The 26222-nt window shown below is 61.7% G+C and carries 27 protein-coding genes; 15 read left to right on the top strand and 12 right to left on the bottom strand.

Annotated features, from left to right (window positions below; all coding sequences use genetic code 11):
- Positions 1-101 precede the first annotated feature (101 nt).
- The 9 genes from ACZ9J7_RS02780 to ACZ9J7_RS02820 all read left to right on the top strand — a co-directional run bounded on the left by ACZ9J7_RS02780 (position 102) and on the right by ACZ9J7_RS02820 (position 10204).
- Entirely contained in the window at positions 102-674 is a 573-nt protein-coding gene (locus ACZ9J7_RS02780) for a glycosyltransferase (protein WP_476206837.1), read from the top strand.
- 45 nt (positions 675-719) lie between these two features.
- Positions 720-1952 carry a glycosyltransferase family 4 protein gene (locus ACZ9J7_RS02785; protein WP_476206839.1) on the top strand — a complete coding sequence of 411 codons (1233 nt, stop codon included), beginning with the start codon at positions 720-722 and terminating at the stop codon, positions 1950-1952.
- Positions 1953-1990: 38 nt separating this feature from the next.
- On the top strand, positions 1991-3019 hold the full coding sequence (gmd, locus tag ACZ9J7_RS02790) for a GDP-mannose 4,6-dehydratase (protein ID WP_476206841.1): 1029 nt from the start codon (positions 1991-1993) through the stop codon (positions 3017-3019).
- Positions 3019-3987 (top strand): GDP-L-fucose synthase family protein, encoded by a 969-nt coding sequence (locus ACZ9J7_RS02795; RefSeq protein WP_476206843.1) that lies wholly within the window; start codon positions 3019-3021, stop codon positions 3985-3987. Before gmd ends, ACZ9J7_RS02795 begins: the two co-directional genes overlap by 1 nt.
- Positions 3988-4057: 70 nt before the next feature.
- Positions 4058-5485, top strand: coding sequence for a sugar transferase (locus ACZ9J7_RS02800; RefSeq protein ID WP_476211792.1), 1428 nt, complete (start codon positions 4058-4060; stop codon positions 5483-5485).
- 63 nt (positions 5486-5548) lie between these two features.
- A complete protein-coding gene (locus tag ACZ9J7_RS02805) occupies positions 5549-6862 on the top strand; it encodes a UDP-glucose dehydrogenase family protein (RefSeq protein WP_476206845.1) in 1314 nt (437 codons plus the stop codon).
- A gap of 143 nt (positions 6863-7005) precedes the next feature.
- Entirely contained in the window at positions 7006-8736 is a 1731-nt protein-coding gene (locus tag ACZ9J7_RS02810) for a DUF4012 domain-containing protein (RefSeq protein WP_476206846.1), read from the top strand.
- A gap of 170 nt (positions 8737-8906) precedes the next feature.
- Positions 8907-9503, top strand: a complete 597-nt coding sequence (locus ACZ9J7_RS02815; RefSeq protein WP_476206848.1) for an LPXTG cell wall anchor domain-containing protein — start codon at positions 8907-8909, stop codon at positions 9501-9503.
- Between the two features lie 251 nt (positions 9504-9754).
- Positions 9755-10204 carry a VanZ family protein gene (locus ACZ9J7_RS02820; RefSeq protein ID WP_476206850.1) on the top strand — a complete coding sequence of 150 codons (450 nt, stop codon included), beginning with the start codon at positions 9755-9757 and terminating at the stop codon, positions 10202-10204.
- Between the two features lie 8 nt (positions 10205-10212).
- On the opposite strand, the gene galU is transcribed toward ACZ9J7_RS02820, so the two are convergent.
- The 12 genes from galU to paaA all read right to left on the bottom strand — a co-directional run bounded on the left by galU (position 10213) and on the right by paaA (position 20763).
- Positions 10213-11103, bottom strand: coding sequence for a UTP--glucose-1-phosphate uridylyltransferase GalU (gene galU / locus ACZ9J7_RS02825; RefSeq protein ID WP_476206852.1), 891 nt, complete (start codon positions 11101-11103; stop codon positions 10213-10215).
- A gap of 49 nt (positions 11104-11152) precedes the next feature.
- Positions 11153-12109 (bottom strand): nucleotidyltransferase family protein, encoded by a 957-nt coding sequence (locus tag ACZ9J7_RS02830; RefSeq protein WP_476206854.1) that lies wholly within the window; start codon positions 12107-12109, stop codon positions 11153-11155.
- Positions 12063-13628, bottom strand: coding sequence for a tyrosine-protein kinase domain-containing protein (locus tag ACZ9J7_RS02835; RefSeq protein WP_476206856.1), 1566 nt, complete (start codon positions 13626-13628; stop codon positions 12063-12065). The genes ACZ9J7_RS02830 and ACZ9J7_RS02835 overlap by 47 nt, the downstream gene beginning before the upstream one ends.
- 45 nt (positions 13629-13673) lie before the next feature.
- Positions 13674-14894, bottom strand: coding sequence for a PqqD family protein (locus ACZ9J7_RS02840; RefSeq protein ID WP_476206858.1), 1221 nt, complete (start codon positions 14892-14894; stop codon positions 13674-13676).
- Between the two features lie 4 nt (positions 14895-14898).
- On the bottom strand, positions 14899-15180 hold the full coding sequence (locus tag ACZ9J7_RS02845) for a PqqD family protein (RefSeq protein WP_476206860.1): 282 nt from the start codon (positions 15178-15180) through the stop codon (positions 14899-14901).
- Between the two features lies 1 nt (position 15181).
- Positions 15182-15787: a hypothetical protein gene (locus ACZ9J7_RS02850; RefSeq protein WP_476206861.1), complete on the bottom strand. Its 606-nt coding sequence runs from the start codon at positions 15785-15787 to the stop codon at positions 15182-15184.
- 169 nt (positions 15788-15956) lie between these two features.
- Positions 15957-16745: an enoyl-CoA hydratase/isomerase family protein gene (locus ACZ9J7_RS02855; protein WP_476206863.1), complete on the bottom strand. Its 789-nt coding sequence runs from the start codon at positions 16743-16745 to the stop codon at positions 15957-15959.
- A gap of 30 nt (positions 16746-16775) precedes the next feature.
- Positions 16776-18002: a 1,2-phenylacetyl-CoA epoxidase subunit PaaE gene (gene paaE, locus ACZ9J7_RS02860; RefSeq protein WP_476206864.1), complete on the bottom strand. Its 1227-nt coding sequence runs from the start codon at positions 18000-18002 to the stop codon at positions 16776-16778.
- Positions 18003-18012: 10 nt separating this feature from the next.
- Positions 18013-18534: a 1,2-phenylacetyl-CoA epoxidase subunit PaaD gene (gene paaD / locus ACZ9J7_RS02865; protein ID WP_476206865.1), complete on the bottom strand. Its 522-nt coding sequence runs from the start codon at positions 18532-18534 to the stop codon at positions 18013-18015.
- A 5-nt stretch (positions 18535-18539) separates the two neighbouring features.
- Positions 18540-19400 carry a 1,2-phenylacetyl-CoA epoxidase subunit PaaC gene (paaC, locus tag ACZ9J7_RS02870; RefSeq protein WP_476206866.1) on the bottom strand — a complete coding sequence of 287 codons (861 nt, stop codon included), beginning with the start codon at positions 19398-19400 and terminating at the stop codon, positions 18540-18542.
- Positions 19397-19774: a 1,2-phenylacetyl-CoA epoxidase subunit PaaB gene (gene paaB / locus ACZ9J7_RS02875; RefSeq protein WP_255173088.1), complete on the bottom strand. Its 378-nt coding sequence runs from the start codon at positions 19772-19774 to the stop codon at positions 19397-19399. The genes paaC and paaB overlap by 4 nt, the downstream gene beginning before the upstream one ends.
- Positions 19771-20763, bottom strand: a complete 993-nt coding sequence (gene paaA / locus ACZ9J7_RS02880; RefSeq protein WP_175317725.1) for a 1,2-phenylacetyl-CoA epoxidase subunit PaaA — start codon at positions 20761-20763, stop codon at positions 19771-19773. The genes paaB and paaA overlap by 4 nt, the downstream gene beginning before the upstream one ends.
- A gap of 445 nt (positions 20764-21208) precedes the next feature.
- On the opposite strand from paaA, the gene ACZ9J7_RS02885 reads away from it, so the two are divergent.
- The 6 genes from ACZ9J7_RS02885 to ACZ9J7_RS02910 all read left to right on the top strand — a co-directional run bounded on the left by ACZ9J7_RS02885 (position 21209) and on the right by ACZ9J7_RS02910 (position 26219).
- Entirely contained in the window at positions 21209-22228 is a 1020-nt protein-coding gene (locus tag ACZ9J7_RS02885; protein WP_476206868.1) for a hypothetical protein, read from the top strand.
- Between the two features lie 225 nt (positions 22229-22453).
- A complete protein-coding gene (locus ACZ9J7_RS02890) occupies positions 22454-23212 on the top strand; it encodes a phosphatase PAP2 family protein (protein WP_476206870.1) in 759 nt (252 codons plus the stop codon).
- A gap of 8 nt (positions 23213-23220) precedes the next feature.
- Complete coding sequence (locus tag ACZ9J7_RS02895; RefSeq protein WP_476206872.1) at positions 23221-23991, top strand: DedA family protein; 771 nt, start codon at positions 23221-23223, stop codon at positions 23989-23991.
- Between the two features lie 5 nt (positions 23992-23996).
- Positions 23997-24668, top strand: a complete 672-nt coding sequence (locus tag ACZ9J7_RS02900) for a response regulator transcription factor (RefSeq protein ID WP_476206874.1) — start codon at positions 23997-23999, stop codon at positions 24666-24668.
- The gene (locus ACZ9J7_RS02905) at positions 24665-25654 is read left to right on the top strand and encodes a sensor histidine kinase (protein ID WP_476206876.1); all 990 of its coding nucleotides are present in this window, start codon (positions 24665-24667) and stop codon (positions 25652-25654) included. The genes ACZ9J7_RS02900 and ACZ9J7_RS02905 overlap by 4 nt, the downstream gene beginning before the upstream one ends.
- Before the next feature lie 130 nt (positions 25655-25784).
- Complete coding sequence (locus ACZ9J7_RS02910) at positions 25785-26219, top strand: VOC family protein (protein WP_476206878.1); 435 nt, start codon at positions 25785-25787, stop codon at positions 26217-26219.
- The last annotated feature ends 3 nt before the right edge of the window (positions 26220-26222 follow it).

The following is a 26222-nucleotide window of genomic DNA, read 5'->3' on the forward strand; positions in this document are numbered from 1 at the left end:
TCCTAAGTAAGATTGACGGTGTTATTTTTGCGTCGACGGGTGAACGTGATTTGAGTGAGCCACGGTCTTGGAGGCGCTCAGAAATAATCCTTCACCCGTCCGTGTCCATCACAGCTAAAACCACTAAAAGCACCGGGCATCGCGACCTGGATGTTCTTTTTGTCGGTCGTCTAGACCCGCAAAAAGACATTCCTCTACTACTCAAGGGTTTCGCTGACCTCGGGGATCAGAGTGCCCTGCATCTGGTGGGCGACGGCGATCCTGAGTACGTAAGCACCCTCAAAGAAGAGGCCGAAAAACTCGGAATTTCTAGCCAAGTCGTATGGCATGGGTGGAAGACGCACAGCGAAACCCTGGAGTATTTCAGGCGGTCGCGGGTTGTGGCTGTGACATCGCTGGTTGAGAACTATTGCCACGCAGCCGTTGAGGCTCTAGTCGCAGAAGCTGATTTGGTGTTGGTTGACAGGGTCATGTCTGCCGCCGACTTTGCTCGCCTTGCAGACATTGACGTAACGCCGGCCAATCGGGACGATGTGTCGCAATCTCTCAAGTCTCGGCTTACCTCCTGGTCCGATCGTAGTGAGGCGCGACGACGATCATCGGCTGCCGTTAGCCATGCCTGCAGCCCGGCTGGCGCAGCATCCGCTTTTCGGAATTTTGTCGCGAGTATTTGATTCCGCATAACTACTACCGCAGATCGCAATTTTTAGGAGCTTTATATGTCTCGCATCGCGCTTCTGGGGCTGCACTACAGTCCAGAGCCATCAGGCAACGCACCCTACACGTCAAGCTTGGCAGCTGGTCTGGTTCGCAGTGGGCACCAAGTTTCTGTTGTTACCGGATACCCCCATTATCCGGAGTGGAAAATAGCCGCCGGCTACGGTGGGTGGAGCGTCCGGGAGTCAATTAATGGCGTCTTGGTAAAGAGGCTTCGCCACCATGTTCCTGCTAAGCCGTCTGCTCTTAGTCGCTTGCACATGGAACTCAGCTTCGGTGCTCGCCTCATAGCCACTCGGTGGGGCGGGCCGGAAATCGTTATCATGGTTAGCCCTGCTCTTTTCGCCACGTCCCTAGCTGTGCTTCGTGCTCGGCTGAGCCCTAGACGTCCCGCAACAGCGATATGGGTCCAAGACTTATATAGCAGAGGTTTAGTCGAGACCTCAGGGGCGACGGGAACTTCGGCCAAGCTCGCTGCCCGCTTCGAAGCCTGGGTTCTTGGACAAGCCGATGGAGTGGTCGTGATCCACGACAGGTTCCGTCAGTACCTCGTAGATACTCTAGGACTCGACTCTGACAAGATCACCGTGATACGCAACTGGACGCACTTGCCTCAATGTCCAACTGATGGTCAGACAGCATTCAGGACCAGGATGGGTTGGCAGGCTGACGACTTCGTAGTGCTTCATGCCGGGAACATGGGTAAGAAGCAGGGTCTGGAGAATGTCGTCGAAGCCGCCGCCTCAGCCCGGAAAAGAAACAGCACCGTCCGATTCGTTCTCTTAGGAGACGGGAATCAGCGACGCCGACTGCAGCAACTTGCTGGCCAGAACAGTCATCTCTCATTCATCGATTCACTATCCGACCATGACTTTCAGTTAGCTCTGACCAGTGCCGATGCTCTCCTAGTGAACGAACTTCCCGGCGTAAAGGACATGTCGGTTCCGAGTAAGTTGACCTCGTACTTCAACGCGGGTAAGCCCGTGATCGCTGCAACAGATGAGGGAAGTGTCACAGCCCAAGAAATTGCCAACTCGGGCGGTGGGTTGAGGATCGACAGCGCTGATCCCGACGCCCTTGTTGATGTTGCAGAATACCTGAAAAAGGATTCTGTACTGGCGCGCGAGCTCGGTATCCGCGGTCTGCGCTATCGCTATGAAACACTGTCCGAGGAAGCCGCGATCGGGCACTATGATGATTTCATCACGACTCTGGCGACGTCGCGCAACCGTTAGGTTGCGTGACTATTTTTTGCATCATCTGGGGGCATTCTATGACTAAGCGCGCACTAATAACCGGCATCACAGGACAAGACGGTTCCTACTTGGCCGAACTTTTACTCTCCAAAGGATATGAGGTCCATGGCCTCATCCGCCGAGCTTCAACTTTCAATACAGCACGAGTGGATCATCTCTACGTGGATCCCCATGATCCGAAGGCCCGCCTGTTTCTCCACTACGGAGATCTGAGTGACGGGGCACGGTTGGTGACACTCCTTGCTGACATACGTCCAGACGAGGTATATAACCTCGCTGCACAGTCGCACGTCCGGGTTTCATTTGACGAACCAGAACACACAGCCGACACCACGGGCGTTGGAACAATACGACTCCTCGAAGCGGTCCGCATGTCGGGGATCGAGACCAAGTTCTACCAGGCATCCTCGTCAGAAATGTTTGGGGCTACACCTCCCCCGCAAGACGAATCAACACCCTTCTATCCTCGTTCTCCTTACGGAGCTGCAAAGGTCTACAGCTACTGGATAACAAAAAATTATCGCGAAGCGTATGGCATGTTTGCCGTAAACGGCATTCTCTTCAATCATGAGTCTCCGAGGCGTGGAGAAACATTCGTAACGCGAAAAATTACCCGGGCTGTTGCAGCGATCAAAGCAGGTAAGCAGGATCTCCTCTACATGGGCAACCTTGACGCCGTTCGAGACTGGGGTTATGCCGCGGAGTATGTCGAAGGCATGTGGCGGATGCTCCAAGCCGATGAACCGGATGACTTTGTTCTTGCAACAGGTGGCAACTACACCGTTCGCGACTTCCTCCAAATTTCGTTTGATCACGCTGGGCTCAATTGGGAAGATCATGTCCGTTTCGACGAACGCTACCTTCGCCCGACTGAAGTGGACGCACTCGTAGGCGATGCCTCCAAAGCACAGGAAAAACTCGGGTGGAAGGCATCTGTGCATACACCCGAACTTGCCCGCATAATGGTGGACGCCGATATCCAGGCACTAGCCCACGCAGGCAAAGATTGGATTGACACTGTCGATCTACCTAGCTGGAAGAATTGATGAAAACAGAGTACACCCCAAGGGAATTGGATCGCTCCTCAACTTTTTACGTTGCTGGCCATCGGGGTCTGGTGGGTTCTGCCATTTGGCGCAAGCTTGAAGGCGAAGGTTTTACGAACCTTCACGGTCGCGGCTCTCGAGAGCTCGATCTGAAAAATCGCGATGAAGTTTTCGCCTTTTTTCGAGAGACAAAACCCCGCTATGTGGTTCTCGCAGCCGCTAAAGTCGGCGGTATTCTAGCCAACAGTACATACCCCGTGGACTTCCTTAGCGATAATTTGAGGATTCAGGTTAACATTCTGGATGCAGCTAGAGAAAGCGGCGTTGAAAGACTTCTATTCTTGGGGTCGTCTTGCATTTATCCGAAGTATGCCGAGCAGCCAATACGTGAAGACTCTCTCTTAACCGGCCATCTTGAGCCCACGAACGACGCCTACGCTATTGCAAAAATAGCCGGAATCATGCAAGTTCAAGCGGTTCGCCGACAGTACGGGTTGCCGTGGATATCAGCTATGCCCACTAACCTCTATGGACCAGGCGATAATTTCTCTCCGAACGGCTCTCACGTACTACCAGCCCTCATTCGCCGTTTCGAGGAGGCCATGCTCACGGGTGCCTCCAGCGTTACAAACTGGGGAACCGGATCCCCCCGCCGCGAATTTTTGCATGTGGACGACATGGCCTCAGCCTGTCTACACCTGCTGGAAAATTATGATGGCGCCGAACAGGTAAACGTCGGTACCGGGACCGACGTGACCATTAAGGAATTAGCAGAAATCGTGGCCGATTCTGTGGGTTACCAGGGTGACGTGGTCTGGGATTCGACTAAACCAGATGGGACGCCACAAAAACTGCTGGACGTATCCAAGTTGGCAGCAGCGGGTTGGACATCAAGCATCGACCTAAGCGATGGCGTTAAGAGAACTGTCGAGTGGTTCCGAAGCAACGCTGCTGACATCAGATCTTAGGCGAACGGTGATTGGGGGCGCTCAGAAGGTGAATACAACGATTGACGGGCAGGGGACTGTTACAAGACGCATGTCCGCTTGGCGTATCAGGTATTCCGCACGACTCCGTTTTGTTGACGTAGGCGTTATATTATGGGCCATCGCGGGCGCATACGGTATCAGATTCGGCTTTCCGGATATCGATAGCAATAGTATACGCGACCCTGATTATATCGTTTTGTCCATACTTCTTGTTGTCGCCTGGTGGCTCATGCTGGGATTTTGGGGATCCCGAGAACCACGGATTCTCGGGTCCGGCGCTGAGGAATACAAAAGGGTTATATCCAGCTCTGCTTGGCTATTCGGCTTCGTTGCGATTGTTTCCTATGCATTGAAGATTGATACGGCAAGAGGCTTCGTCGGATTAGCTTTTCCGGCAGGTGCAGTCGGACTCCTAATTGCACGATGGATCCTTCGCCAGCATCTAATCCTTGAGCGTACACACGGAAAAAGTGATTCCCGAGTCCTAATAATCGGTGGACCTTTCTCCGCCCAGCATCTGGTTAGGTCTTTGGCTAGCGTTCCGGCGGCGGGCTACCGTCCAGTCGCAGTTCACTTGCCCGGCGCAACGGAGGTGAGCACCCGACCGAATTTCGCAGTTCCGGTTACTGGGACTGCCTCGGACTATAAGACGATTCTTGATACTATCCTGACCGCTGACGTCGACGTTGTTGCTATATCAGCGGGCGTGAATATGCATCCCAAAGACCTCAGGAAGCTTGGATGGGATCTAGCATCTCGGGACATTGGAATGATTATGGCGCCGGCGCTAACGGATATCGCCGGTCCTCGTATCCACACCCAGCCTGTTGCTGGGCTGCCGCTTATTCATGTGTCAACGCCCAAGCTAACCGGAGGGAAGAAGGTTGCCAAGCGTAGTTTTGATATACTTATATCTGGAATTTTGATAACCGTTCTTTCTCCGCTTTTCCTCATACTTGCGCTTCTAGTCAAGTTTACTGATCCTGGCCCGGTTTTTTATAAGCAAGAACGTATTGGTCTTCGTGGAACGACATTTCATATGCTTAAGTTTCGATCGATGAAAGTCAATGCGGACGAGCAACTACGCGCTCTTCTTGCTGCCCAGGGATCTGGTGACAAGCCGCTTTTTAAAATTGCTAATGATCCCAGAATTACTCGCCTAGGGCGTATTCTTCGTAAGTACTCCCTCGATGAGTTGCCGCAACTTTTCAACGTCTTACTTGGAAGCATGAGTCTCGTAGGCCCTCGGCCTCAACGAGCCGGCGAAGTCGCCTTGTATGACGATGCAGCTCACCGACGTCTCTACGTGAGCCCGGGCATGAGCGGTCTCTGGCAGGTTAGTGGCCGGTCTAATCTCAGCTGGGAAGAAAGCATACGCCTCGATCTTTATTACGTTGAGAATTGGTCGCTGCTGGGAGACGTAGTCATCCTGCTCAAAACCTTCAAGGCCGTATTTGCAAGCACCGGCGCCGTCTGAAACCCTCTTAGACTCATCACATGCGGTTAATCCGCCCGTCCTTTTGGTTGGGGAAAATAAATCATGCGTATTTCAGTTATAGGCTGCGGCTATCTTGGAGCCGTTCATGCAGCGTGCATGGCTAAACTAGGGCACGACGTCGTCGGGATCGACGTGGACCAAACGAAAATCGACGAGCTCTCCGCCGCTAGGGCGCCATTCTATGAGCCAGGGCTGGAGGAGATCCTTCTGGAGGTTCAACAGACTGGGCGTTTGACTTTCACAACCGATTTGTCAGCCGCTGAGGGCAACCAAGTTCATTTCATCTGTGTGGGTACACCACAGAAAATGGGCGAGAACGCCGCCGATCTCAGCTATGTAGACGCAGCTACGAGCGGGGTAATCCCGTTCCTGTCTCCTGGTGACGTCGTTGTCGGCAAGTCGACCGTTCCCGTCGGAACGGCAGCCCGACTCTCGAAGATGGTGCTGGGCGAACAGCCAGAAGCCCACTTAGTTTGGAATCCCGAGTTCCTCCGAGAGGGACACGCCGTCTCAGACACTCTGCAACCTGATCGGTTTGTATATGGCGTGGATAACGGCTCTGAGGATAATCCTGCCGTTTACGTGCTGGATGAAGTCTACGCAAAGCCTCTTTCGTCAGGAGTTCCGCGTTTGATTACAGACCACCCTACGGCGGAACTTGTTAAGTCCGCCGCCAATTCATTCCTCGCGACGAAAATCTCTTTCATCAACGCCATGGCGGAGGTCTGTGAAGCGGCTGGCGCTGACGTAACGCTTCTTTCAGATGCAATAGGAATGGACGATCGCATTGGCAGGAAGTTCCTGAATGCCGGCATCGGCTTTGGAGGTGGTTGCCTCCCGAAAGACATACGAGCGTTTATGGCACGGGCTGGCGAGCTAGGAGCGGACCAGGCTCTGACATTTCTTCGTGAGGTCGACGCGATAAATATGCGCCGGAGAACGCGCGTCGTCGAATTGACCCGTGATCTCTGCGATGGTTCGCTGATGGGAAAACGAATTACCGTACTAGGCGCCGCGTTCAAGCCAATGAGCGATGATGTTCGCGACTCACCCGCTCTAAGTATCGCTGCCCAGCTGCAATTACAGGGATCCGTCGTAACCGTCACCGACCCTGAAGCACTGTCTAATGCGGCGCGGAGATTCCCGGAACTCAATTACGAAGCTCGTACAGACTTTGCCCTACGACGTGCAGACGCAGTACTTCTGCTGACAGAGTGGCAGGAGTACAAAGAATTGGATCCGTTCCACACGGCGTCAACGGTCGCTTCGCCTCGCATTCTTGACGGCCGAAACGTCTTAGACGCTAACAAATGGCGTGCAGCTGGCTGGACATACCGTGGGCTTGGGCGCCCTTGATAATGGCAATTTCTGAAGGCGACGCGTCGTCCGAGCCGGCGCCAAGCACGCATTCTCCCCTTCGGAGATGGAAGAAAAGGCCTCGCCGCGGAGCCATATGGCTTGCCGCCGCTAGCCTGTTCCTTATCCTGACGATTTGGGTCGTGTGGCTGTTGGTCAAAGGCATTTCCATTCGGGATGAAATGGCCGAAGCCATGAAGCTAGTTCCTGAGCTCAAACAGGAACTGACCCTGGATGACAGTGATGCCGCCAAACATACGGCATGGCTGATACACCGCCACACCACCGAGGCCAGAGGTTCCGCAGATGATCCAGTCTGGACCCTGACTTCGGAGTTACCCCTAGTTGGAGACAATCTGAGTGCCGTATCGGAAATGGCTAGATCGGCAGATGATGTTGCTGGCCTCGGTTTGGTGCCTTTGGTAGAAGCCTGGGGATCATTGAACTGGGACAGCCTCATACCAACTAGTGGCGGGAGCGATTTGGAGTCGCTCAAGGCCACATCTCCTCAAGTTACTTCTGCAGCCTATGCAGTAAGAGTATCCGTTGAACGACTCACAGCCATCGATGCCAGCAATCTCCTGCCGCAGGTCGCAGAACCACTTGCCAGCGCCGCCGGGCAACTTTCAGAAGTCACTGAGACCCTCGACATGGCCGCAGACGTTTCTCGTATTGCACCGAATATGCTCGGTGCGGATAGCCCAAGAAACTATCTTCTGATGATTCAGAATAGCGCAGAAACTCGGGCTTCAGGTGGTATTCCTGGCGCGCTGGCGGTCCTTAACGTTGACAAGGGAAAACTCACGCTTAGTGCGGAAACCAGTGCATCCAGCTTAGGAGTTATGTCGCCCGTCCTCCCAGTTGACACTCAGCAGCAGCAGATCTACTCAACTCGAATGGGAAAATTCATACAGGACGTGAATCTCACACCTGACTTCCCCACGGCAGCTACAACTGCACAAGCAATGTGGGAAAGAAAGACCGGCCAGCTTGTCAACGGAGTTCTGTCTATAGACCCGGTGGCTCTGAGCTATCTGCTACAGGCATCTGGGTCAGTGCGGATCACCGACCCCTCTCTCGCTGTACTTGCAGGTCGCGGACTACCGACGGAATTGAACAGCCAGAATGTGGTCAAAACCCTGCTTTCTGATGTATATGCGAAAATTAAGCAACCCGAAGTTCAGGATGCATACTTTGCCGGCGTTGCACGAGAGGTCTTCCACAAATTGGCTGATGGGAAGTCAGACACAAAAGAACTGATGAGCGGCATCACGCGCGCCACTAGCGAGGGGCGTATCAGGATATGGTCAGGCAGCCCGAGCGAGCAGGCCATTATCTGGAAATATCCTGCGAGTGGCGCCGTCACCGGCCCTAGTGTGAAACCCGCGCAATTCGGCATTTACTTCAACGACGGGACAGGTGCCAAAATGGATTACTACGTCAAGCACACCGTCCAACTCGTCAAGGAGTGCCCATTAGACGGTTATGAGCAAATAGCAGTACGGGTAACGAGCACCAACACGGCTCCGGCGGACGCCGGAACCTCGTTGCCAGCTTATGTCACCGGCGGCGGCTTCGGTGTTGCGCGGGGTACGGTGCAGACAAATATCGTGGCCTACGGTCCCGCGCAGGCAAATGTGGAGTCAGCCACCGTCAACGGACAGAAGGAACCGTTTGCTTCCTATCTACACGCCAATCGTCCAGTGGGCGTTGTGGCACAACAGCTTGCGCCGGGGGAAATCAAGACTATCGAGTTCAACTTCGGGAAAATCGTTCAGCACACGGAACCTAACTTGGTTGTCACGCCAACGGTTCAAGCCGTAAAGGACGTTATACAGACCACCGAAAAGCCAGTATGCGAACAAGGGCAGTGACGCCTGCGTTAACACTATGTAAACCGACTGGATTGAGCTTGGTCGTAGCTCCGTTCGGGTGATACGGTTTCTCTTGGGATATCTATCCGTAGTTCTGCACATGGTCTCGTGCAGAGGGGACATTTCCCCATATCGGGTATCAATACTTAAACGTCTCCGGGGGGACACACATGAAAAAAACACTCGCCGCACTCGCCCTTGCAGGCTCCATTGCGCTCATCGGTTCCGCACCTGCCATGGCCGCCACCTACCCGGCCCTACCGCCGCAGGCCGCTGTGTCTGACGGCACTGTGGGCCCGGGCGAAACCTTCGTCTTCCGCGGCCAAGGCTTCCTCGCCGGCGAATCGCTGACCATCCGGGTCACTCCGGGTCAGGCTCCCGCTTCGAACGGCGCCAACATTGCGGGTAGCCGCTCCGTCGCCGCCCGTATTAGCGTGGTGGCTGAGGCCCAGACGCTGAAGGCAACCGCCGACGCGCAAGGTGCGTTCTCCTTGCCGATCGCCATCAACGAACCCGGAACCTACAGCGTCACCGCAACGGGCGACACGTCCGGTGTAGTTGTCGGTCCCGTCGTCGTCAAGGTTACGCCCGCTGACCTGGTTGCGAACGGCAACTCCGCACTGGCCAACACCGGCTCCAACCTGGCCAACACCGGCGCAGACTCCGGCCTGATCCTGTGGACCTTGGTTGGCGCAGGCGCACTGGCCGCCGGTGCCACCTCCGTCGTGGTGGTTCGCCGCCGCGCCAAGGCTGAGGTCGCCGCCTAGCACCAACGCTCAATAGCACCAACGAAGGTGGGTGCGTCTCCGGAAACGGGGATGCACCCGCCTTTTGCTTTGTGTGGTATCTATTTGAACTATGGGGAGACATTGGCGCAGAACACCACACGAATACGACTTTTCCGTTCCACTCCCCCGGCCACAGGTGTTAGGTTACGCCTTGTTCGTTCTACTCGCGGTCTGTGCGCTGGCCACTGCGGCGTTTGCCCTTCTGCGGACGTCCTGAGGCCCCTTTGAGATTGCTTTCCAACCACCGGCTCTGGCAGCTCATTCTGGCGGCCATGGTGGTGCCCTTGGCACTCATTGCCTTCTGGCCAACACCCGTGGACCGGCCTGTCTCGGGGCAGCTTGCAGGCGTATTGAATTTCCTCCATGACCACGGCGTTCCCCGCTGGTTCAACTACAATTTCGTCGAGGCCTCAGCGAACATTGGGCTTTTCATCCCGGTCGGCCTTGTTGCCGCGTTGGCATTTCCGAACAAGCGCTGGTGGCAAATCGGCGCTTTCGGAATGCTGGTTTCCGGCTGCATTGAGCTGGGGCAGCTCCTGTTTCTTCACAACCGCTTTGCCAGCCCGTCAGATGTCATGACGAACACGTCAGGTGCTGTCATAGGCGCCGTAGTGGCCATCCTGGCCACGCAAAAAGGGAGGTCCACTACCTTTCGGCAGCGGACCTCCCAGGAGCGTTAGACGCTGATTTAGCCTACGAAGCCCTTCATCCAGGTCTTCAGGTCCTCACCGAACTCAACGCGCTCGGACGCGAGGGTGATGACGGCCTTGAGGTAGCTCAATTTGTCGCCGGTGTCGTAGCGGCGGCCCTTGAAGACCACGCCGTACACGCCGGAGCCTTCGCCCTCGCCGGCGGCGAGAGTTTGCAGGGCATCAGTCAGCTGGATCTCGTTGCCTCGGCCGGGCTCGGTCTTCTCCAAGACACCGAACACTGAGTGGTGCAGCACGTAGCGGCCAATGACAGCCAGGTTGGACGGCGCTTCAGCAACGGCCGGCTTCTCCACCAGGCTGTTGACCCGGACGTAGTCCTCGCCTTCCACGACGGTGATGTCTGCACAGCCGTAAGCGCTGATCTGTGACGGATCAACCTCGATCAGTGCGATCACGGAACCACCGGTCTTCTGCTGCACCTCCATCATGGTGCCCAGCAGGTTCTCAGCCTCGTCGATGAGGTCATCACCCAGGAGCACGGCGAACGGCTCGTCGCCCACGTGCTGCTGTGCGCAGAGCACCGCGTGGCCCAGGCCCTTGGCCTCGCCCTGGCGGACGTAGTGGATGGGGCCCAGGTTGGAGGCGTACTCCACCAGTCCAAGCTTGTCCTTGTCCCCCTTGGCCTCCAGCGCAGCCTCCAGGCCGGGCTCACGGTCGAAGTGGTCCTCCAGGGCGCGCTTGTTGCGGCCCGTGATCATCAGCAGGTCCGAGAGGCCAGCGTTAATCGCTTCCTCCACCACGTACTGGATGGCCGGGCGGTCAACCACCGGCAACATTTCCTTCGGCATTGCCTTAGTGGCGGGCAGGAAGCGTGTTCCCAATCCGGCAGCAGGAATGACGGCTTTGGTTATAGCTTTCCCCGTAGTCATAGGTGAACCTTAACAAATTTGTTGGGCTAATCAGCAATTGGAAGCGAAATCATCGGAGCCCGCGAAGGCTCCGCACGAGTCGCGGAACTCCACGTAGAAAGCGCGCCCACCGGGCGCGATGTTGCTTGAATTGTCCCGGAAGTGACATGTCGGCGTAGATATTTCCGCTGAGTAGGACGTCCGGCGGTGGAAAGATCGCGGCCCAAAGCATACGGGATTTGTCCCTCCAGGATGCCTGCGCGATGGCAATGAGCCGGGCGCTCCCAGGCGCCTGCGCGGCAACACGGTTGTGCCACTCTCGCGAGGGCTCGGGCCAGACCGCGGTAGTGGCTTCAGGCAGAAGACCCTCGAGGAAGGGCCTGACGGCCGCCAAGGCGCCCGTGGCTGTAGCGAGCTCCAGGAGCGCCTCCGCCAATGATTCCCGCCGCGTGAGCACGGCCAAGTACTCAAGCTCCTCCCGGCAGGCAGGCAGGTCGCGCGACCGTAGGGCGTGCAACGCCAGAAGCAAGATGCCAAGAGCCTTCGTAGGGACCCTAAGCCGTTGCCCTGCGAGCTCCATGTGGACGGTGTTTGCCCACAGCGCCTTGAAACACTCACGGGCGGCCCTTTCCATCCCGGGGAAGCGAAAATGGACATCGATACAACAGGGCCACGCTGCATGGTGGACCGTGACCGAGTGCTTTGGGAACGTCCTATCATCCGGGTCGACAGGGCGTTGCCGCCATCCGCGTTCATGGAGCCCCTGCAGCAAGTCCTCTATCCGGGTGGGGTCCACGAAAACGTCCACATCGGCAGATATTTTGGCTTTGCGCAGCCCTTGAATCACACTGGCTGGTCCCTTGATAAAGAAGACCCGAATGCCCAAGCTGTCCGCCAGCCGCGCCACGAGGGCATGGCCCAAGAGCACACCCTCCGGGATCCTGAGCTGGGCTTCGTGGCCGGCGGAAGTCATGGCGCGCCTAGATCCTGGCCCTACGGCCGCCGAGGACGGATTCCAATGCGACATGCGTATCCGCAGCGGAAAAATCGTCGACCGCTTCCGGTTCCGCAGGCGACGGTGCGGGCGCCGAGCTATAAGTCCCGTAGTAGGAGTAGGCGTCCGTGCCCTTAGTGGGAACGTAATTGAGAACAGCTCCAAGAACCCGCCCCTTGACCTTTTCAAGGTTGCCCAAGGACTGGTCCAGCTGCTCCTGGGTGGTCCTGCCGGTGCGAATCACAAGGATGGCACCGTCTGCTGCCCGGGACAGGACGGCAGCGTCCGTCACGGGAAGAAGCGGCGGTGCGTCGATCAGGACCACGGCATCCTTGGCCAAGGTAGTGAGCATGTTCTTCATAGCGCGGGAACCGAGCAGCTCGCTGGGGTTGGGCGGGATACGGCCCGACCCGAGGACTGAGAGGTTGGGCAGCGCACCCCATGACTGGAGGACGTCGGCGAGCTCGGCGGTGCCCGTGAGCACATCGGTGACCCCCACTCCCGGAACCAGGTTGAAGACGTCCACCAATGTGGGCCGGCGGAGGTCGCCGTCGACCACCACAACGTTTTCACCCGCTGCCGCCATGGTGACCGCCAGGTTGGCCGTCACGGTGGACTTGCCCTCCGCCTGCATGGAGCTGGTGACCACGATGATCCGTGGCGGCTGGTCCACGTCCAGGAAGCTCAGGTTGGTGCGCAGCTCGCGGAGGGCCTCTGCCATGGCTCCGCCGGCGTCGTGAAGCTGGGCGGCCGTGCCAGCGTCCACGATGGTGCTTTTCCCATCCAGCCGGTGGTCCACCGGCAGGGTGCCAATCACGGGAACGCCGAACATTCGCTCGATGTCCGCAGCCTTCCGGATCCGACGGTCCAAGTGCCGCCGTACCAACGCATAAGCCACACCCAAGGCCAGCCCGACAATGGCGCCCAGCGCCAAGTTAAGCTTGGTGTTGGGCGACGTGGGGGTCGTAGGGAGAACTGCCTTACCCAAAGGGAGGACACGGACAGCCGTGGCTGCACTCTCTGGAGCTCCGCCCTCGGGCATTGTTCCAGCACCTGACGTCGGGTCTGCGGGAGGCGCTGTCTCGATCGCCTCCACCTGGGCGGCGAGGCCGTTGACCCAGGCATCCGCCACGCGCTGGGCAGTTGCGGGATTCTTGGATTGTGCGGTAACCCTGATCTCTGCCGTGTCCAGCGGCACCTTGACGCTGATGCTGCCCAGCAGGGCATCGGCAGTCGTCTTCAGATCCAGAGCTTGGATGACGCGGTCCGCGACAAGCCGGGATTTCGCTACGGACTCATAGTTTTTGACCTTTGCCTTGGCCAGGCTGTCTCCAGCCAGTGCCAGGCTCACATTGTCTGAGCCGGGCGTGACCACTATGCCGCTGGAATCAGAGGAGTAGATCTTTGGCTGCAGGACGGTCCATCCCGCAGCCGCCAGGGTGGCCAGCAGGGTGAAGGCGACGATGGCCTTCCAGTACACCCGCACGATAATTAGGTAGTCCGCCAAGTCCAGGCCCGGGGACGCCTCCGGGGGCGTGGTGGTTGTGCTCATAGTGGTTCCTTAAGCTCAAGTTCTTGATGTGCCCGTGCAGGCGGTTCAGTTTTCGCCGCGTTCCAGGATCGACTTGACGATGAGTTGATCTACGGCTTGGGCAACGGCGGCCAGGTAGCCTTCCGGTTCGCCGTACAGCTTCGCTATGTGTTGAGTCACGTGGTCCAGCCCCACCGGGCCAGCGCAGGCCTCCCAGATGGCGGGTCCGATCCCGCTCAGGTGCACTATGTCGCGGTCCAGCATGACCAGCAGATCCCCGCCGATCTTCACCGCGTCCTTTGGGGCCCTGCGCCGGATGCTGCCGGCCGGGAGGGGTGCCCGTTGGGGACGTTCTTCAGCGGCTGGTTCCCACTCCGACTCCGACCTAGCCTGCAGCTGGAACAGGGGTTTCAGGGCGGCCGGCAAGTCCGCTGCCTCCGCATAGGTCACCTGCCACACTCCCCCGACACTCTCGACCAGGCGGCAAAGCGACTGCAGAGGATCCACGAATTCTGCCTGCGAGGACGATTCCGGGATCAGGGCCAGCAAAGCGTCGGCCAGCGGTACCCGTTTCAGCACCGGAGCCACCGGACGCTCCCCCTGGACCCGGTTCAAAAGCACGATGGACTGGATGAAGGGCATGGCCGGGGCCGGCTGAAGTCTGAACTCATCCGGTCCCGCCTGGCGTTTGGGTGCACCGGCTCCCTGCTTGACCGATAAGGGCTTGGGATAGGGAACCACGGAGCCGTCCCAGGCGATGGCTACCGTTTCGTCAGTGACATAACCATAAGTCCTGGCGAGCACGGACGCTGCGGTGGTCTTTCCTGTTCCAGACTTGGCTACCAGAGCCACCACTGCCCCAGTGTCCGGATCCGCTACTCCGCAGGCGTGGAGCATGGTGAGTTCACCGGCATTGGCCAGAATCGCGGACACCGTGAGCCGAGACGTGAGGTTCTCAGCCAGCTCCTCAAAGGAGGCTGCCTCGAGCTGGGAGGTGCCGTCTCCGTACTTCATGGAGGCGCAGGTGACTGAGGCCGTGAACTGACGGTCTTCAGTGGGTTCCATCGGCTCCGGCGGCAGCAGCGGCTGAAGACTACCGCTGATACACCGTGCCCAGGCGATGCTCATTGATGCCCGCTGCTGCCACGTGACCGCACGGCCCCAGCGGACCACAAACCGCTGGCCCATAATCTTCAGGCACAACAGGTCACCGCCCCGTGCCAATTCATCGAACAGGCGCTGCTGCCATGCCGAGCGTGCGCTCCCCGTGATTCCCGCGGTCGTCATGCCGTTAGTGGGAAACGCTGCGGGCAGCTTCGATCAGGCGCTGCGCTTCGAGGCTTGCCAGGAAGCCTTCCACCTGCGCCTGCATCTGTCCTGACTGGTCCTCGAAGGTGGCCTCAAGCTCAGCGAAGATGTTCTGCTCAGTCCGCTGGCCATCAATCAGGTCCCAGATAACTGCTGCTGGTCCTTCCAGGACCACCGGTTGGGTTGCGTCGAGGTGCAACAGGGCGACGCGCGCCCGGGGTTCGGTGCAGACTTCAGCTACCAAGCCGCCACGTTTCCAGACCACGTCAAACCTTCTTTAGGTCGAAGGTGTAAGCCGGGGCCGGATTGATTTGGAGCGCCTTGCCACCTTTCACATAGGTGACGCGCGCGTTGAAAGTGTACGCGCCGGTGTCAGACTTCATTCCCGTGTAGCTGTAGCCGCTCATAACGAAGGTCAGGGTGGTTGCACCTACCGGCACCGTGGAACTGAAGGTTGCTTTGAATATGTTGCCTGAAGGTGGCGGCGTGTAGTTGAACGTCTTCCCTTCAACTACGACCTTCGCGAAAGAGATTCGCGGTGCCGACACCGAGTTCGGGGTGATTTCCAGATCAACGCTTACCTCGCCAGTTAGGCCACCAACATTGCTCAGACTAAGTCGTTCGGGCAAATTTTCGTTGCGCCCATGGTTGCCTTGACGAGTTGAAGGCATCGGCTGCATCAACGTGGAGAAGGCCCCGGCCGGGTCTGGACTAGTTGGAGGTGTAGTCGGCCCCGGCGACGCTGCAGCCGCAGGAGCCGCAATGGCCGTGGCGATAACCGGCAGCGACCAGGCCACCCCCGCGACTACCCTCCTGCGGCTGAAGCCGTTCTCTTCCGTACCATCGATTTCTGCATTCAAAACCTCAGACAAATGTGCCCCCAGAGTAAGTTTCTAAATGCCGCTGCCTGGTTGAGACCGGCAGCGCGCTATGGCCGGTGTTGCCCGGCTTCGCCTACTCTCGCGAACACAAATAAAGATTTCTGCAATCGCCTTGAAAGTTTGAATCAAGAATTCTTCAAGGCCTCTTGATCAGACTCGTTCAGCCAATGGAGCCGGAAAACTTCGGCTCACGCTTCTCCTGGAAGGCCCGGAACCCCTCCGCGTAGTCCTCGGTCTTGCAGAGGCGTGCCTGCTCCTCGTTCTCCTCCTGCATGGCCTGCCAGAGGCCCAGGCGCTGATCGCGGATGTGCGCCACCAGCTCCTTGGAAGCAACAAAAGCGCCCGTGGCGCCGGCAGCCACCCGCGCGACGATCGCCCGCGTCGACTCCAACAACGAGTCGGCCGGCATGGCACGGCTGAACATTCCCTGAGCCACCGCCTCGGCACCGGAGATCAGGTCCGCCGTGTAAATCAGGTCCAGTGTCCGGTGCATGCCCAGCCGCTCCGTGAAGTACCAGTGGCCGCCCGAGTCCAGCGTGGCGCCCAGCTTGGCGAACGGCGAGCCGAACTTGGCGTTCTCCGCCACGTACACCACGTCCGTGGACAGCAGCAGCCCCAGCCCCACGCCCAGGCACGCGCCCTGCGCCGCCGCGAACGTCGGCGCCGGGAACGCAGCCATCTTTTTCAGCAACGGCTCCACCAGCCCGCCCAGGTAGGCTGCGGCGTCGTCGTTCTCCGGGGTGACCCCGGCGATGTCCCGGCCCGCGCAGAAGGCCCGGCCCTCTCCCCTCAGCAGCAGCGCCCGCACCTCACCGCGCGAGGCGGCGGCAGCAGCGTCGTCGTACGCCTGGGTTAAATCCCGCAGCGCCTGCTCATCCAGCGAGTTCAGCTTGTGCGGCGCGTCCAGGACTACCTCGGCGATGCCGTTGCTGATGGAAAGGGAAATCATGGAGCTCCTTTGTTGAGACCGGGAAAAGACTTAGACGTCGAAGTCGACCGTGACTTCCTTGCTGGTGGGGTGGCTCTGGCAGGTCAGGACGTAGCCCTTGTCCAGCTCATCCTGCTCCAGCGCGTAGTTCTCGTCCATGGTCACGCTGCCGGTGACCACCTTGGCCCGGCACGTGCCGCACACTCCCCCGGCGCACGCGAACGGCACGTCCGGGCGCACCCGCAGCGCCGCGTTCAGGATCGACTCGCGGGCGTGCGTGGGGCTGGCCACCTCGCCCTGCAGGCCGTCCAGCTTGAACGTGATCTTGTACGTCTCCTTGGACTCGTCCACCACCACGGGACGGCCGGCCTGGCCCTCCGGGCGGTCCGGCTTGCCCGACGTGAACAACTCGAACCGTACGTTCTCCGGCTTCACCCCGCGCTCGGCCAGGGTGTCCCGGCACAGCTGCACCAGCTCGAACGGCCCGCAGAGGAACCACTCATCCACATCGTCCGCGTGCAGGGCGGTGCCCAGCAGCTGCTGCAGCTTCTCCGAATCGATCCGGCCGGAGAGCAGCGGCGCGATCCGCTGCTCACGGCTCAGCACGTGGTGGATGGCCAGCCGCTGCGGGTACTTGTCCTTCAGGTCCGCCAGCTCCTCAAGGAACATGACGTCCATGGCGGCCTTGTTGGCGTAGATCAGGTCGAACCGGGTGTCCGGGTTGGCGGCCAGCAGCGTCCGGGCGATGGCGATCACCGGGGTGATGCCGGACCCGGCCGCGATGGCCACGAAGTTCCCCGCCTCCCCTGCCAGGTCCTCCGGGTGGTTCATGGAGTTCATGACGTTCTGGTCCACGGCCACGCCGTCGCGGCCGTGCTTGGACACGAACGCGCCCATGGGGCTCATCACGTCCAGGGTGTCGCCGGCCTTCAGCTCGGCGTTGGCCCACGTGGAGAACAGCCCGCCCAGGTCCTTCTTGATGGCCACGCGGATCTCGCTGGTGCCGTCCGCGAAGCTGCGCGGCTCGGCGCAGATGGAATAGCTGCGGCGGATTTCCTTCGGCTCGCCGCTCTCATCCGGCAGCGTTGTGCGAAGGGCCACGTACTGACCGGGCAGGTAGTCGAACTTGCCGGCGAGCTCGGCCGGCACATGGAAGCTGACTTCGATGGCATCGTCGGTGAGCCGGCGCACCTCCTTCACCGCAAGGGAATGGAAGGACGGACGACGGCGGCCGGTCACCTCAGCCTCTTCGGCGGCGGTCTGGCGGACAACAGGCATGGGGGCTTCCTTACAGGACTTTGAAGTAGTCGAACGGTTCCTTGCAGTCCTGGCACACATACAGCGCCTTGCAGGACGTGGAACCGAAACGGGTGAGTTCCTTGGTGTTGAGGCTGTTGCACTGCGGGCACTTCACGGCCAGGCTCAGCCGGATGGGGCCGGAGTGGCCGCCGGCGCGGGAGTTTCCGGTGGGCGGGGCGATGCCGTACTGCTGCAGTTTCTGCTTTCCGGCCTCCGTCATCCAGTCCGTGGTCCACGCAGGGGCCAGGACCAGGTCCACGTGCACGTCCGCGTAGCCCTCCTTCTTGAAGGCGGTGTGGAGATCGTCACGGATGGCGTCCATGGCCGGGCAGCCCGAGTACGTGGGCGTAATGGTGACGGTGACCTCGCCGCCCGCCACGTCCACCTTCCGGAGGATGCCCAGGTCCGCGATGCTGAGCACCGGGATCTCCGGGTCCACCACGGTGGCCGCGATGTCCCACGCCTTCTGCTCCGGGGTGCGGGTCCGGGATTCGAAATCCGAGATGTACACGGCAGTCACCAGCTGGCCCCGGGATGCTCGCGGGCCAGCACCTGCATCTCCGCGAGGATGTAGCCCAGGTACTCCGAGTGCTTGCCGTACCGGCCGCCGCCCGGGGCTGCGGGCACGTCCGGAACCTCGATTTCGGCTTCGGCCAGGACCTCGGCGATGAGGCGGTCAAAGTCTTCCCGCAGGCTGGAGGGCGCGACGGCGGCACCCGCCTCAGCGAGCCTTTCGGTCAGTTCGTCGTCCTGGAACAGTTCGTTGACGTACGGCCACATGGTCCGCAGTCCGTGGATCATCCGGGTGCGCGACTCGTCCGTGCCACCGGCGAGGCGCAGGACCCACTGGGTGCTGTGGTCGCGGTGGTAGTCCACCTCCTTCACGGCCTTGGCGGCGATGGCGGCCAGGGTGGCGTCCGTGGACTCGGTGAGGCGGCGGTAGAGCTCGTACTGGTAGTAGCTCACCACGAACTGGCGGGCGATGGTGGCCGCGAAGTCCCCGTTGGGCTGCTCGAACAGCTGCACGGAGCGGAACTCATGCTCGCGGCGGAAGTAGGCCAGGTCATCCTCTGACTTGGCCGTGCCGTCCTCGGTCGGCATGCCGGCGCCGGCGTAGGTGAGGAAGCTGCGGGCGTGGCCCAGCTGGTCCAGGGCAATGTTGCCCAGGGCGATGTCCTCTTCCAGCTCGGGGGCGCGGGAGATCCAGTGGCCCAGGCGCTGCGCGAGGATCAGGGCGTCATCGCCCAGGCGGAGGGCATACTCTGCGACGTCTTCGGTGGGCTTGGCCAGGCCCGTCTTGACCTCGAGCGCGATGTCCTCCGGGCGGAGGGCGTTGCCGGGGGTGATCCTTGTTGCGGAGGCGTTGGCTTCGCTCACAGGTGCTTCACTCCCTCGCTCTTGGTGTAGTACGTGGCGTGCCGGTAGTCCTTGCCCTGGGGCGACTCGAAGAAGGAACCCTTCGAGTCGGGGTCGCTGGCGGCGATGGCGTCCGCCGGGACCACCCAGATGGACACGCCCTCGTTGCGGCGGGTGTACAGGTCCCGTGCGTTCCGCAGGGCCATGGCGGCATCCGGGGCGTGCAGGGAGCCGGCGTGGACGTGGCTCAGGCCGCGGCTGGACCGGACGAAGACCTCCCAGAGGCCCCACGTGGAGCGGTCGTGGTGGTCCGGGGCCGGGCTGGCTTTGGGGGCTTCGCGGTTGATCTCGGTGGCCGAGCTGGCGGGGGTTTCCGGGTTGCCGTGCGGGCTCATGCTGCGTATTCCTTCGTCTTCTTTGACTGTTTTGCTGCGTAGGCGGCTGCTGCCTCGCGGACCCAGGCGCCGTCGTCGTGCGCTGCCCGCCGGCGCTCAAGGCGCTGGGCGTTGCAGGGACCGCGGCCGGCCAGGACTTCGTGGAACTCATCCCAGTCCAGCGGACCGTGCTCCCACTTCTTGGTGTCCTCGTTGAAGCGGATCTGGTCATCCGGGAGGGTGAGGCCAAGGACCTTGACCTGCTCCACCATCATGCCCACGAACCGGCTGCGGAGCTCGTCATTGCTGAACCGCTTGATGTTCCAGGCCATGGACTGCTTGGAGTTGGGGGAATCGTCATCCGGCGGCCCGAACATCATCAGGGCCGGGGCGTACCAGCGGTTCACCGCGTCCTGGGCCATCTGCTTCTGCTCGGGGGTGCCGTTGGAAAGTTCCAGGAGGATCTCGAAGCCCTGGCGCTGGTGGAAGGACTCTTCCTTGCAGACGCGCACCATGGCGCGGCCGTAGGGGCCGTACGAGGCGCGGCACAGCGGGACCTGGTTGCAGATGGCTGCGCCGTCCACCAGCCAGCCGATGGCGCCCATGTCCGCCCAGGTGCGGGCCGGGTAGTTGAAGATGCTGGAGTAGCGGGCCTTGCCGGCGATGAGGTCGTCCATCATCTTGTCCCGGGACTGGCCCAGGGTTTCCGCTGCCGAGTAGAGGTACAGCCCGTGGCCGGCCTCGTCCTGGACCTTGGCCATGAGGATGGCCTTGCGCTTCAGGCTGGGGGCGCGGGAGATCCAGTTGGCCTCCGGCTGCATGCCGATGATCTCGGAGTGCGCGTGCTGCGAAACCTGGCGCAGGAGCGTCTTGCGGTAGGCCGCCGGCATCCAGTCGCGGGGCTCGATGCGCGAGTCCTCGGCGATGATCCGGTCGAAGTGGGCCTGGCCTGCGGCGTCCTCTTCCGGGGTTAGCTCAGCCGGCACTGACTGCAAGTTCTGCGCTGCCATGGTTGCTCCTATGCAAAGACCTGTCGGGCGTCTCGGAATTATTTACCGACCGTTCGTTCAGGATATGCGGGAGCGTGCGCGGGCGTCAAGCGTGTCCCCCTCTTTCAACGCCCCATCACGTCCTGCCCGCTTTCCACCAACGCCCCATCACGTCCTGCCCGCTTTCCATCAACGCCCCATCACCTCCCGCCCGCTTTCCACCAACGCCCCATCACCTCCCGCGGGGTGGCGCGGGCCGTCGTCGCCGGGAAAGCCGTCAACTCTGGATTGCCTGTTGGTCCGGGGCATACAATGACCACGCCTCAGTGGCCCTGCACAGGGAAACACTCCACGGTCCGGCGTTCCGGCGCCGGCGACAGCCGCAACGCCTCCGCGCGGCTTCCCTAATCGACGTACATCGGCTTCCCGTGCTGGGACTGGGATGGCCACCGTGAGATGGATGGTCATGAAACGGTTCCTGGCACTGCTGGCTGCACTGGCGTTAACCTGCCTTGTCACCCCCACTGTGGGCATCAGCGCCGCCGCGGCCGCGCCCGGACCGTGCATCGGAGCGCCTCCCGCCGATGGCAGCACATATGCGGAGACCAGGCAGTTCGTGGATTCCCAGGCCTGGTGGATGCCCGATGTTGACCAGGCCAGCAACACGATCACCAACAACGGGCACGTCCATCTGGGGGCGTGCATCCCCGAACGTGAAACGCTGAGTTCGGGCAGCCTGACCGTGAACGTGCGGGTGATCCTCCATGACAATCCCGGCACGGCCAACTACGTCTCCATGGTGTTCCTGACCTCCACCAGCGAAACCGCGGTGCAGAAGTGCTACCTGCGGGCCGCCGCAGCCAACTTCACCTGCCCCGGGCCGTCCGGCTCAGGCGGCGGCGACTTTGTGTGCAGCGGGACCTGCGAGCGCTGGCTGACGTTCTCCCGCCCCATCTCGGCGTTCAAGCATTCGGGCCTGCAGGAGGTCCACCTCCGCGCGTTCGTACCGGAGCCGGACGGCAACGAGATGCGGGCGAGCCTCAACTGGCAAACGGACATCCAGAACGGAAAGTCCAGGTCCGACACCACGCGGTACCCGTTCCTGCGCGGCAAGGGCTGGTACACCCACTCCGGGTACTGCGAGGCCTCGGTCCGCAGCGTCCCCCTTCCCGACGCCCCGGTATCCGGCGTCTGGACTCCGGCCGTGGCCCTGAGCACCCACCCCAACAACTCGCTCCCGGCGACGCACTCGTTCATCTCGATCGACCCCGACTTCCACGCCGATCCGCCCAACCCCGGAACCGTCCTGTGGGATTCAGCGGGCCCCTACGGACGCGGGACCTTCGGCTCGGCGCCCATCGCAATCGACACCAGAACCCTGGCCAACGGGGTGCACAAGCTGCACCTTCGCACGTCGTGCCGGGACAACAAGCTGGGCTCGACAAACTCCGGGGTGACGGTGGTTCCGTTCACCGTGGCCAACTAAAGCAGCCCGGTTCCACCTGCGGGACGGCCGCCGAGCCCGGTCGGTGTGGTGCGCCGGCTGACCGTGGTGCGGGCCGTCGTCGTGCGTTCCCGTGGGCCTGCGACGCGCTCCCGTGAACCGGCGGCGACCCACGTTTCTTAAGCCTTTCTTAGGAACGGCACGGAAGGATCGAACCAGAGACCTGGACAGAACCCTGTCCGCCGCAGGACCATCCGAAGGATTTCCGTGTACCAGCCAACCCATGACCACCATGAGACCGCAGCAGCGCCCGGCACCCCCGCCGCGGCCCGCGCGCCCTTCCCCGCGCTGCCCCAGCCCCGCCACTGGCTGCTGGTCGGGCTGCTGCTGTGCGCCGCCGTCCTGGCCCTGGGCATGACGGTGCAGCTGCTGCCCGGCGAAGCCACCGCCGAACTGCACGTGGACCAGGACCTCAGCCAGCACCACGTGGCCGCACTGACCGCCGGGGCCATGGTGATCAACACCCTGTTCGGTCCCGTGGTGGGCCTGGGCATGGTTGCTGTCATCGCGGTGGCCATCTGGCTGCTCCGGAAGGACCTGGCCACGGCCATTGCGTTCGGGCTCACGGCGTGCTCCGGCTGGGTGGCCAGCGAAGTCTTCAAGCTCATCATCGCCCGGCAGCGGCCTAACCCCGGCCTGCTCTACGATCCCCTGGCCCCGGAAACCGGCTCCAACAGCTTCCCCAGCGGCCACGTTTCCTTCGCCGTGGCCCTGGCCTTCGCGGTGTACTTCCTGAGCCGCGGCACCCGCTGGTCCAAGCCCGTGGCCGCAGCCGGCGCCGCCTTGCCCGTGATTGTTGCCTGGTCGCGGGTATATGTAGGGGTGCACTACCCCACCGATGTGATTGCCTCCTTCCTGGCGGCAGGCGCCGCGGTGGTCCTGCTCGCCGGACTCTGGAACCGCTTCGGCCCCCGGCTCCTGGACCGCCTGCCCGCAGCGCTTACCGCCCCTGCCAGCCGACACTAAGGACCCCCGTGCACACCATCCTTGCCGCCCACGCCATCTCCGGCGTCGCCACCGCAAGCGGGCAGCCCTCGCTGCTGGACCCCGCCAGCCTCCTGGAAGGATTCGGCCCGGCCGCGCTGGGCATCATCGCCGCAATGGTCTTCATCGAATCCGGCGTCCTCTTCCCGTTCCTGCCCGGCGACTCGCTGCTGTTCACCGCCGGGCTCCTGCACCAGCAGCTGAACCTGGCCCTGCCCGTCCTGATCGGCGTGGTCACGGCAGCCGCGGTGGCCGGCGACCAGGTGGGCTTCCTCCTGGGCCGCAAATTCGGCCGGCGCTGGTTCAAGGACGACGCCAAGGTGCTGAAAACAGCCCACCTCACCGCCACCGAGAACTTCTTCCACCGGCACGGCGGCGCCGCCGTGGTCCTGGCCCGCTTCGTGCCCATCATCAGGACCTTCGCTCCCCTGACCGCCGGGACCGCCCGGTACGGGCACAAGGCCTTCACCTTGTGGAACATTGTGGGCGCGTTCGCCTGGGCCACGTCCGTGATTCTTCTGGGCACCTGGCTGGGACACTACGAGATCATCGCCAAGAACATCGACGTGATCGCGGTGGTCATGGTGCTGGTGTCCGTGGTGCCGTGGGGCATCGAATACCTCAAGCACCGGCGCAGGACCCGGCGCGCCGCAGCGGAACAGGCAGCGGACGACGACGGCACGGACGTCGGTGCCACGGACGCACCAGTGCTCGACACGGCAGCCAGCAGCTCACGCCGGGACGGCAGCACGAAAGAATAGGCTGCATGACAACTGCGGACCGGCTCACCCTGCTCCTGGCCGAGGACGACCCCGTCCTGGGTCCGCTCATCACCGAACTGCTGGAACCCGACTACCGGGTCCGGCTGGCAGTCACCGGGCAGGAGGCCCTGCACCTGGGACTCACCCAGCCCTGGGACGTGATGGTCATTGACCGCGGCCTGCCCATCATGGACGGGCTGGCGGTCATCGCGGCCCTGCGGGCCAAAGGAATCGGCACCCCCATCCTGGTCCTCACGGCGCTGGGCGAAACGGACGAGAAGGTCCGGGGGCTGGACGCGGGGGCCAACGACTACATGGCCAAACCGTTCGACGCCGGCGAGCTGGCCGCGCGGCTGCGCGCGCTGACCCGGACCTTCAGTACCCCCGCGGGACCGGTGGGACTCGGCACCTGGGATTTCGACCCGGCGTCGCGCGCTGTCCGCTCCCCCTACGGGGACCTGGTGACGCTGACGGCCAAGGAAGCCGAAGTCCTGGCGGCGCTCGCGGCCGAGCCGGGCAGGGTGTTCACCCGCGATGAACTGCTCGCCGCGCATTTCCAGTCCACGGACCAGCCCGGCGTCATCGATACCTACGTCCACCACCTCCGCCGGAAGATTTCCCGGTCCGTGATCCGCACGGTCCACGGCGTGGGCTACCAGATCGGCGACCCCACATGACCACCGGCTCCAATGCCTCCCCCGGCGACCCCGACCGGGACACCCTCCGCCGCGCGTCGCTCAAGGTGGCCCTGCGGATCAGCGCCGGGGTGGCCGTGCTGGTCCTGGTGCTGCTCGCCGCCGCCACCGTGTTCCTGATGAACAAGCTGGCGCACCCCTCGCAGCCCACCTCTCCGGCGTATACCTACCTTGATTCGAGGGACCTGATCGAGGGGATGATCCTGGCCGGACTGGCGGGGATTGTGCTGGCCGGCGTGGTGGGGTGGGTCAGTGCCCGCAGCGCCATCCGGCCGCTCGGCGACGCCCTGGCCCGGCAGCGGCGGTTTGTCCAGGACGCCAGCCACGAACTCCGCACGCCCCTGGCCATCCTGGACACCCGCATCCAGCTGGCCCAGCGGAAGGCGGAGCCGGGATCGGAACCGGCGCAGGCCCTGGCCAGGATCCGGGAGGACACCGCCACGCTGACGGGCATCGTCAACGAACTGCTGCTGGCCGCGACGGCGTCTGCGCCCCCTGGCGCCGAATCCTTCGCCGCTGCCGATGTTGCCGCGGTGGCGGAATCGGTCAGCGAAAGCCTGCAGGACCTGGCCCGGCAGCAGGGCGTTTCCGTGGAGTTCACCGGCGGCCCGGCGATGGTGCGTGTTGATCCCGGGCCGCTGCGGCGTGCGGTGCTGGCGCTGGCAGACAACGCGCTGGCGCACACGCTTTCCGGCGGACGCGTGGCCATCAGTTGCTCAGTGGAAGGGTCGCGGGCGGTGATCCTGGTGGCCGATACCGGCTCCGGCATCACCGGCGTGGACCCGGGGCGGATCTTTGACCGGTTCGTCCGGGCTCCGGGGCTGGACCGGGGCGGGCGGCGGAGCTTCGGGATCGGGCTGGCCCTGGTCCGCGACATCGCCACCGCGGCCGGTGGCACCGTGGAGGTGGCCCGCACCGGGCCCGGGGGAACCACCATGCGGCTGACGCTTCCGCTGGCACGGGACTGACCGGGGATTACCGCCGAGGTGCGTGCCGTCGTCGTGCACTGCCTGGGGGCTGGGCGGGGGTATTGACGGTCCACTTGTTTTTTGCAAGTATCAGCCTTATCCGAACCAACACCATTGAAAAGAGACCATCATGACCGCAATGTTCGTCAACCTGCCGGTGACCGACCTGGAGCGCGCCAAGGCGTTCTACACGGCGGTAGGGTTCACCATCAACCCCCTCTTCACGGACCACAACGCGGCCTGCGTGGTGGTGGAGGAAGACCACAGCTATTTCATGCTCCTGGTCCGGGAGTTCTTCCAGACCTTCAGCGAGCGGCCCATCGGCGACCCCTCAGCGACGGTATCGGCCACCACCGCAATCTTCCTGGACAGCCGGGATGCAGTGGATGCCAGCATGGCCAGCGGACTCGCGGCCGGCGGCACCGAGGCGCAGCCCGCATCCGACTACGGCTTCATGTACCAGCGCCAGTTGACCGACCCGGACGGCAACATCCTCGAATTCGGCTACATGGACCCGACGGCCGCCCAACAGGGACCCGAAGCGTTCATGAACCAGCAGGCCTGAGGT

It is taken from the genome of Pseudarthrobacter sp. TE9888 (assembly GCF_056279345.1).

Excerpts from the sequence above, each read along its gene's own strand:
- ACZ9J7_RS02785 (WP_476206839.1), top strand. The coding sequence starts at position 720 with ATGTCTCGCATCGCGCTTCTGGGGCTGCACTACAGTCCAGAGCCATCA.
- gmd (WP_476206841.1), top strand. The coding sequence starts at position 1,991 with ATGACTAAGCGCGCACTAATAACCGGCATCACAGGACAAGACGGTTCC.
- ACZ9J7_RS02795 (WP_476206843.1), top strand. The coding sequence starts at position 3,019 with ATGAAAACAGAGTACACCCCAAGGGAATTGGATCGCTCCTCAACTTTT.
- ACZ9J7_RS02800 (WP_476211792.1), top strand. The coding sequence starts at position 4,058 with ATGTCCGCTTGGCGTATCAGGTATTCCGCACGACTCCGTTTTGTTGAC.
- ACZ9J7_RS02805 (WP_476206845.1), top strand. The coding sequence starts at position 5,549 with ATGCGTATTTCAGTTATAGGCTGCGGCTATCTTGGAGCCGTTCATGCA.
- ACZ9J7_RS02815 (WP_476206848.1), top strand. The coding sequence starts at position 8,907 with ATGAAAAAAACACTCGCCGCACTCGCCCTTGCAGGCTCCATTGCGCTC.
- galU (WP_476206852.1), bottom strand. The coding sequence starts at position 11,103 with ATGACTACGGGGAAAGCTATAACCAAAGCCGTCATTCCTGCTGCCGGA.
- ACZ9J7_RS02830 (WP_476206854.1), bottom strand. The coding sequence starts at position 12,109 with ATGTCGCATTGGAATCCGTCCTCGGCGGCCGTAGGGCCAGGATCTAGG.
- ACZ9J7_RS02835 (WP_476206856.1), bottom strand. The coding sequence starts at position 13,628 with ATGAGCACAACCACCACGCCCCCGGAGGCGTCCCCGGGCCTGGACTTG.
- ACZ9J7_RS02840 (WP_476206858.1), bottom strand. The coding sequence starts at position 14,894 with ATGACGACCGCGGGAATCACGGGGAGCGCACGCTCGGCATGGCAGCAG.
- ACZ9J7_RS02855 (WP_476206863.1), bottom strand. The coding sequence starts at position 16,745 with ATGATTTCCCTTTCCATCAGCAACGGCATCGCCGAGGTAGTCCTGGAC.
- paaE (WP_476206864.1), bottom strand. The coding sequence starts at position 18,002 with ATGCCTGTTGTCCGCCAGACCGCCGCCGAAGAGGCTGAGGTGACCGGC.
- paaB (WP_255173088.1), bottom strand. The coding sequence starts at position 19,774 with ATGAGCCCGCACGGCAACCCGGAAACCCCCGCCAGCTCGGCCACCGAG.
- paaA (WP_175317725.1), bottom strand. The coding sequence starts at position 20,763 with ATGGCAGCGCAGAACTTGCAGTCAGTGCCGGCTGAGCTAACCCCGGAA.
- ACZ9J7_RS02885 (WP_476206868.1), top strand. The coding sequence starts at position 21,209 with ATGAAACGGTTCCTGGCACTGCTGGCTGCACTGGCGTTAACCTGCCTT.
- ACZ9J7_RS02900 (WP_476206874.1), top strand. The coding sequence starts at position 23,997 with ATGACAACTGCGGACCGGCTCACCCTGCTCCTGGCCGAGGACGACCCC.
- ACZ9J7_RS02905 (WP_476206876.1), top strand. The coding sequence starts at position 24,665 with ATGACCACCGGCTCCAATGCCTCCCCCGGCGACCCCGACCGGGACACC.
- ACZ9J7_RS02910 (WP_476206878.1), top strand. The coding sequence starts at position 25,785 with ATGACCGCAATGTTCGTCAACCTGCCGGTGACCGACCTGGAGCGCGCC.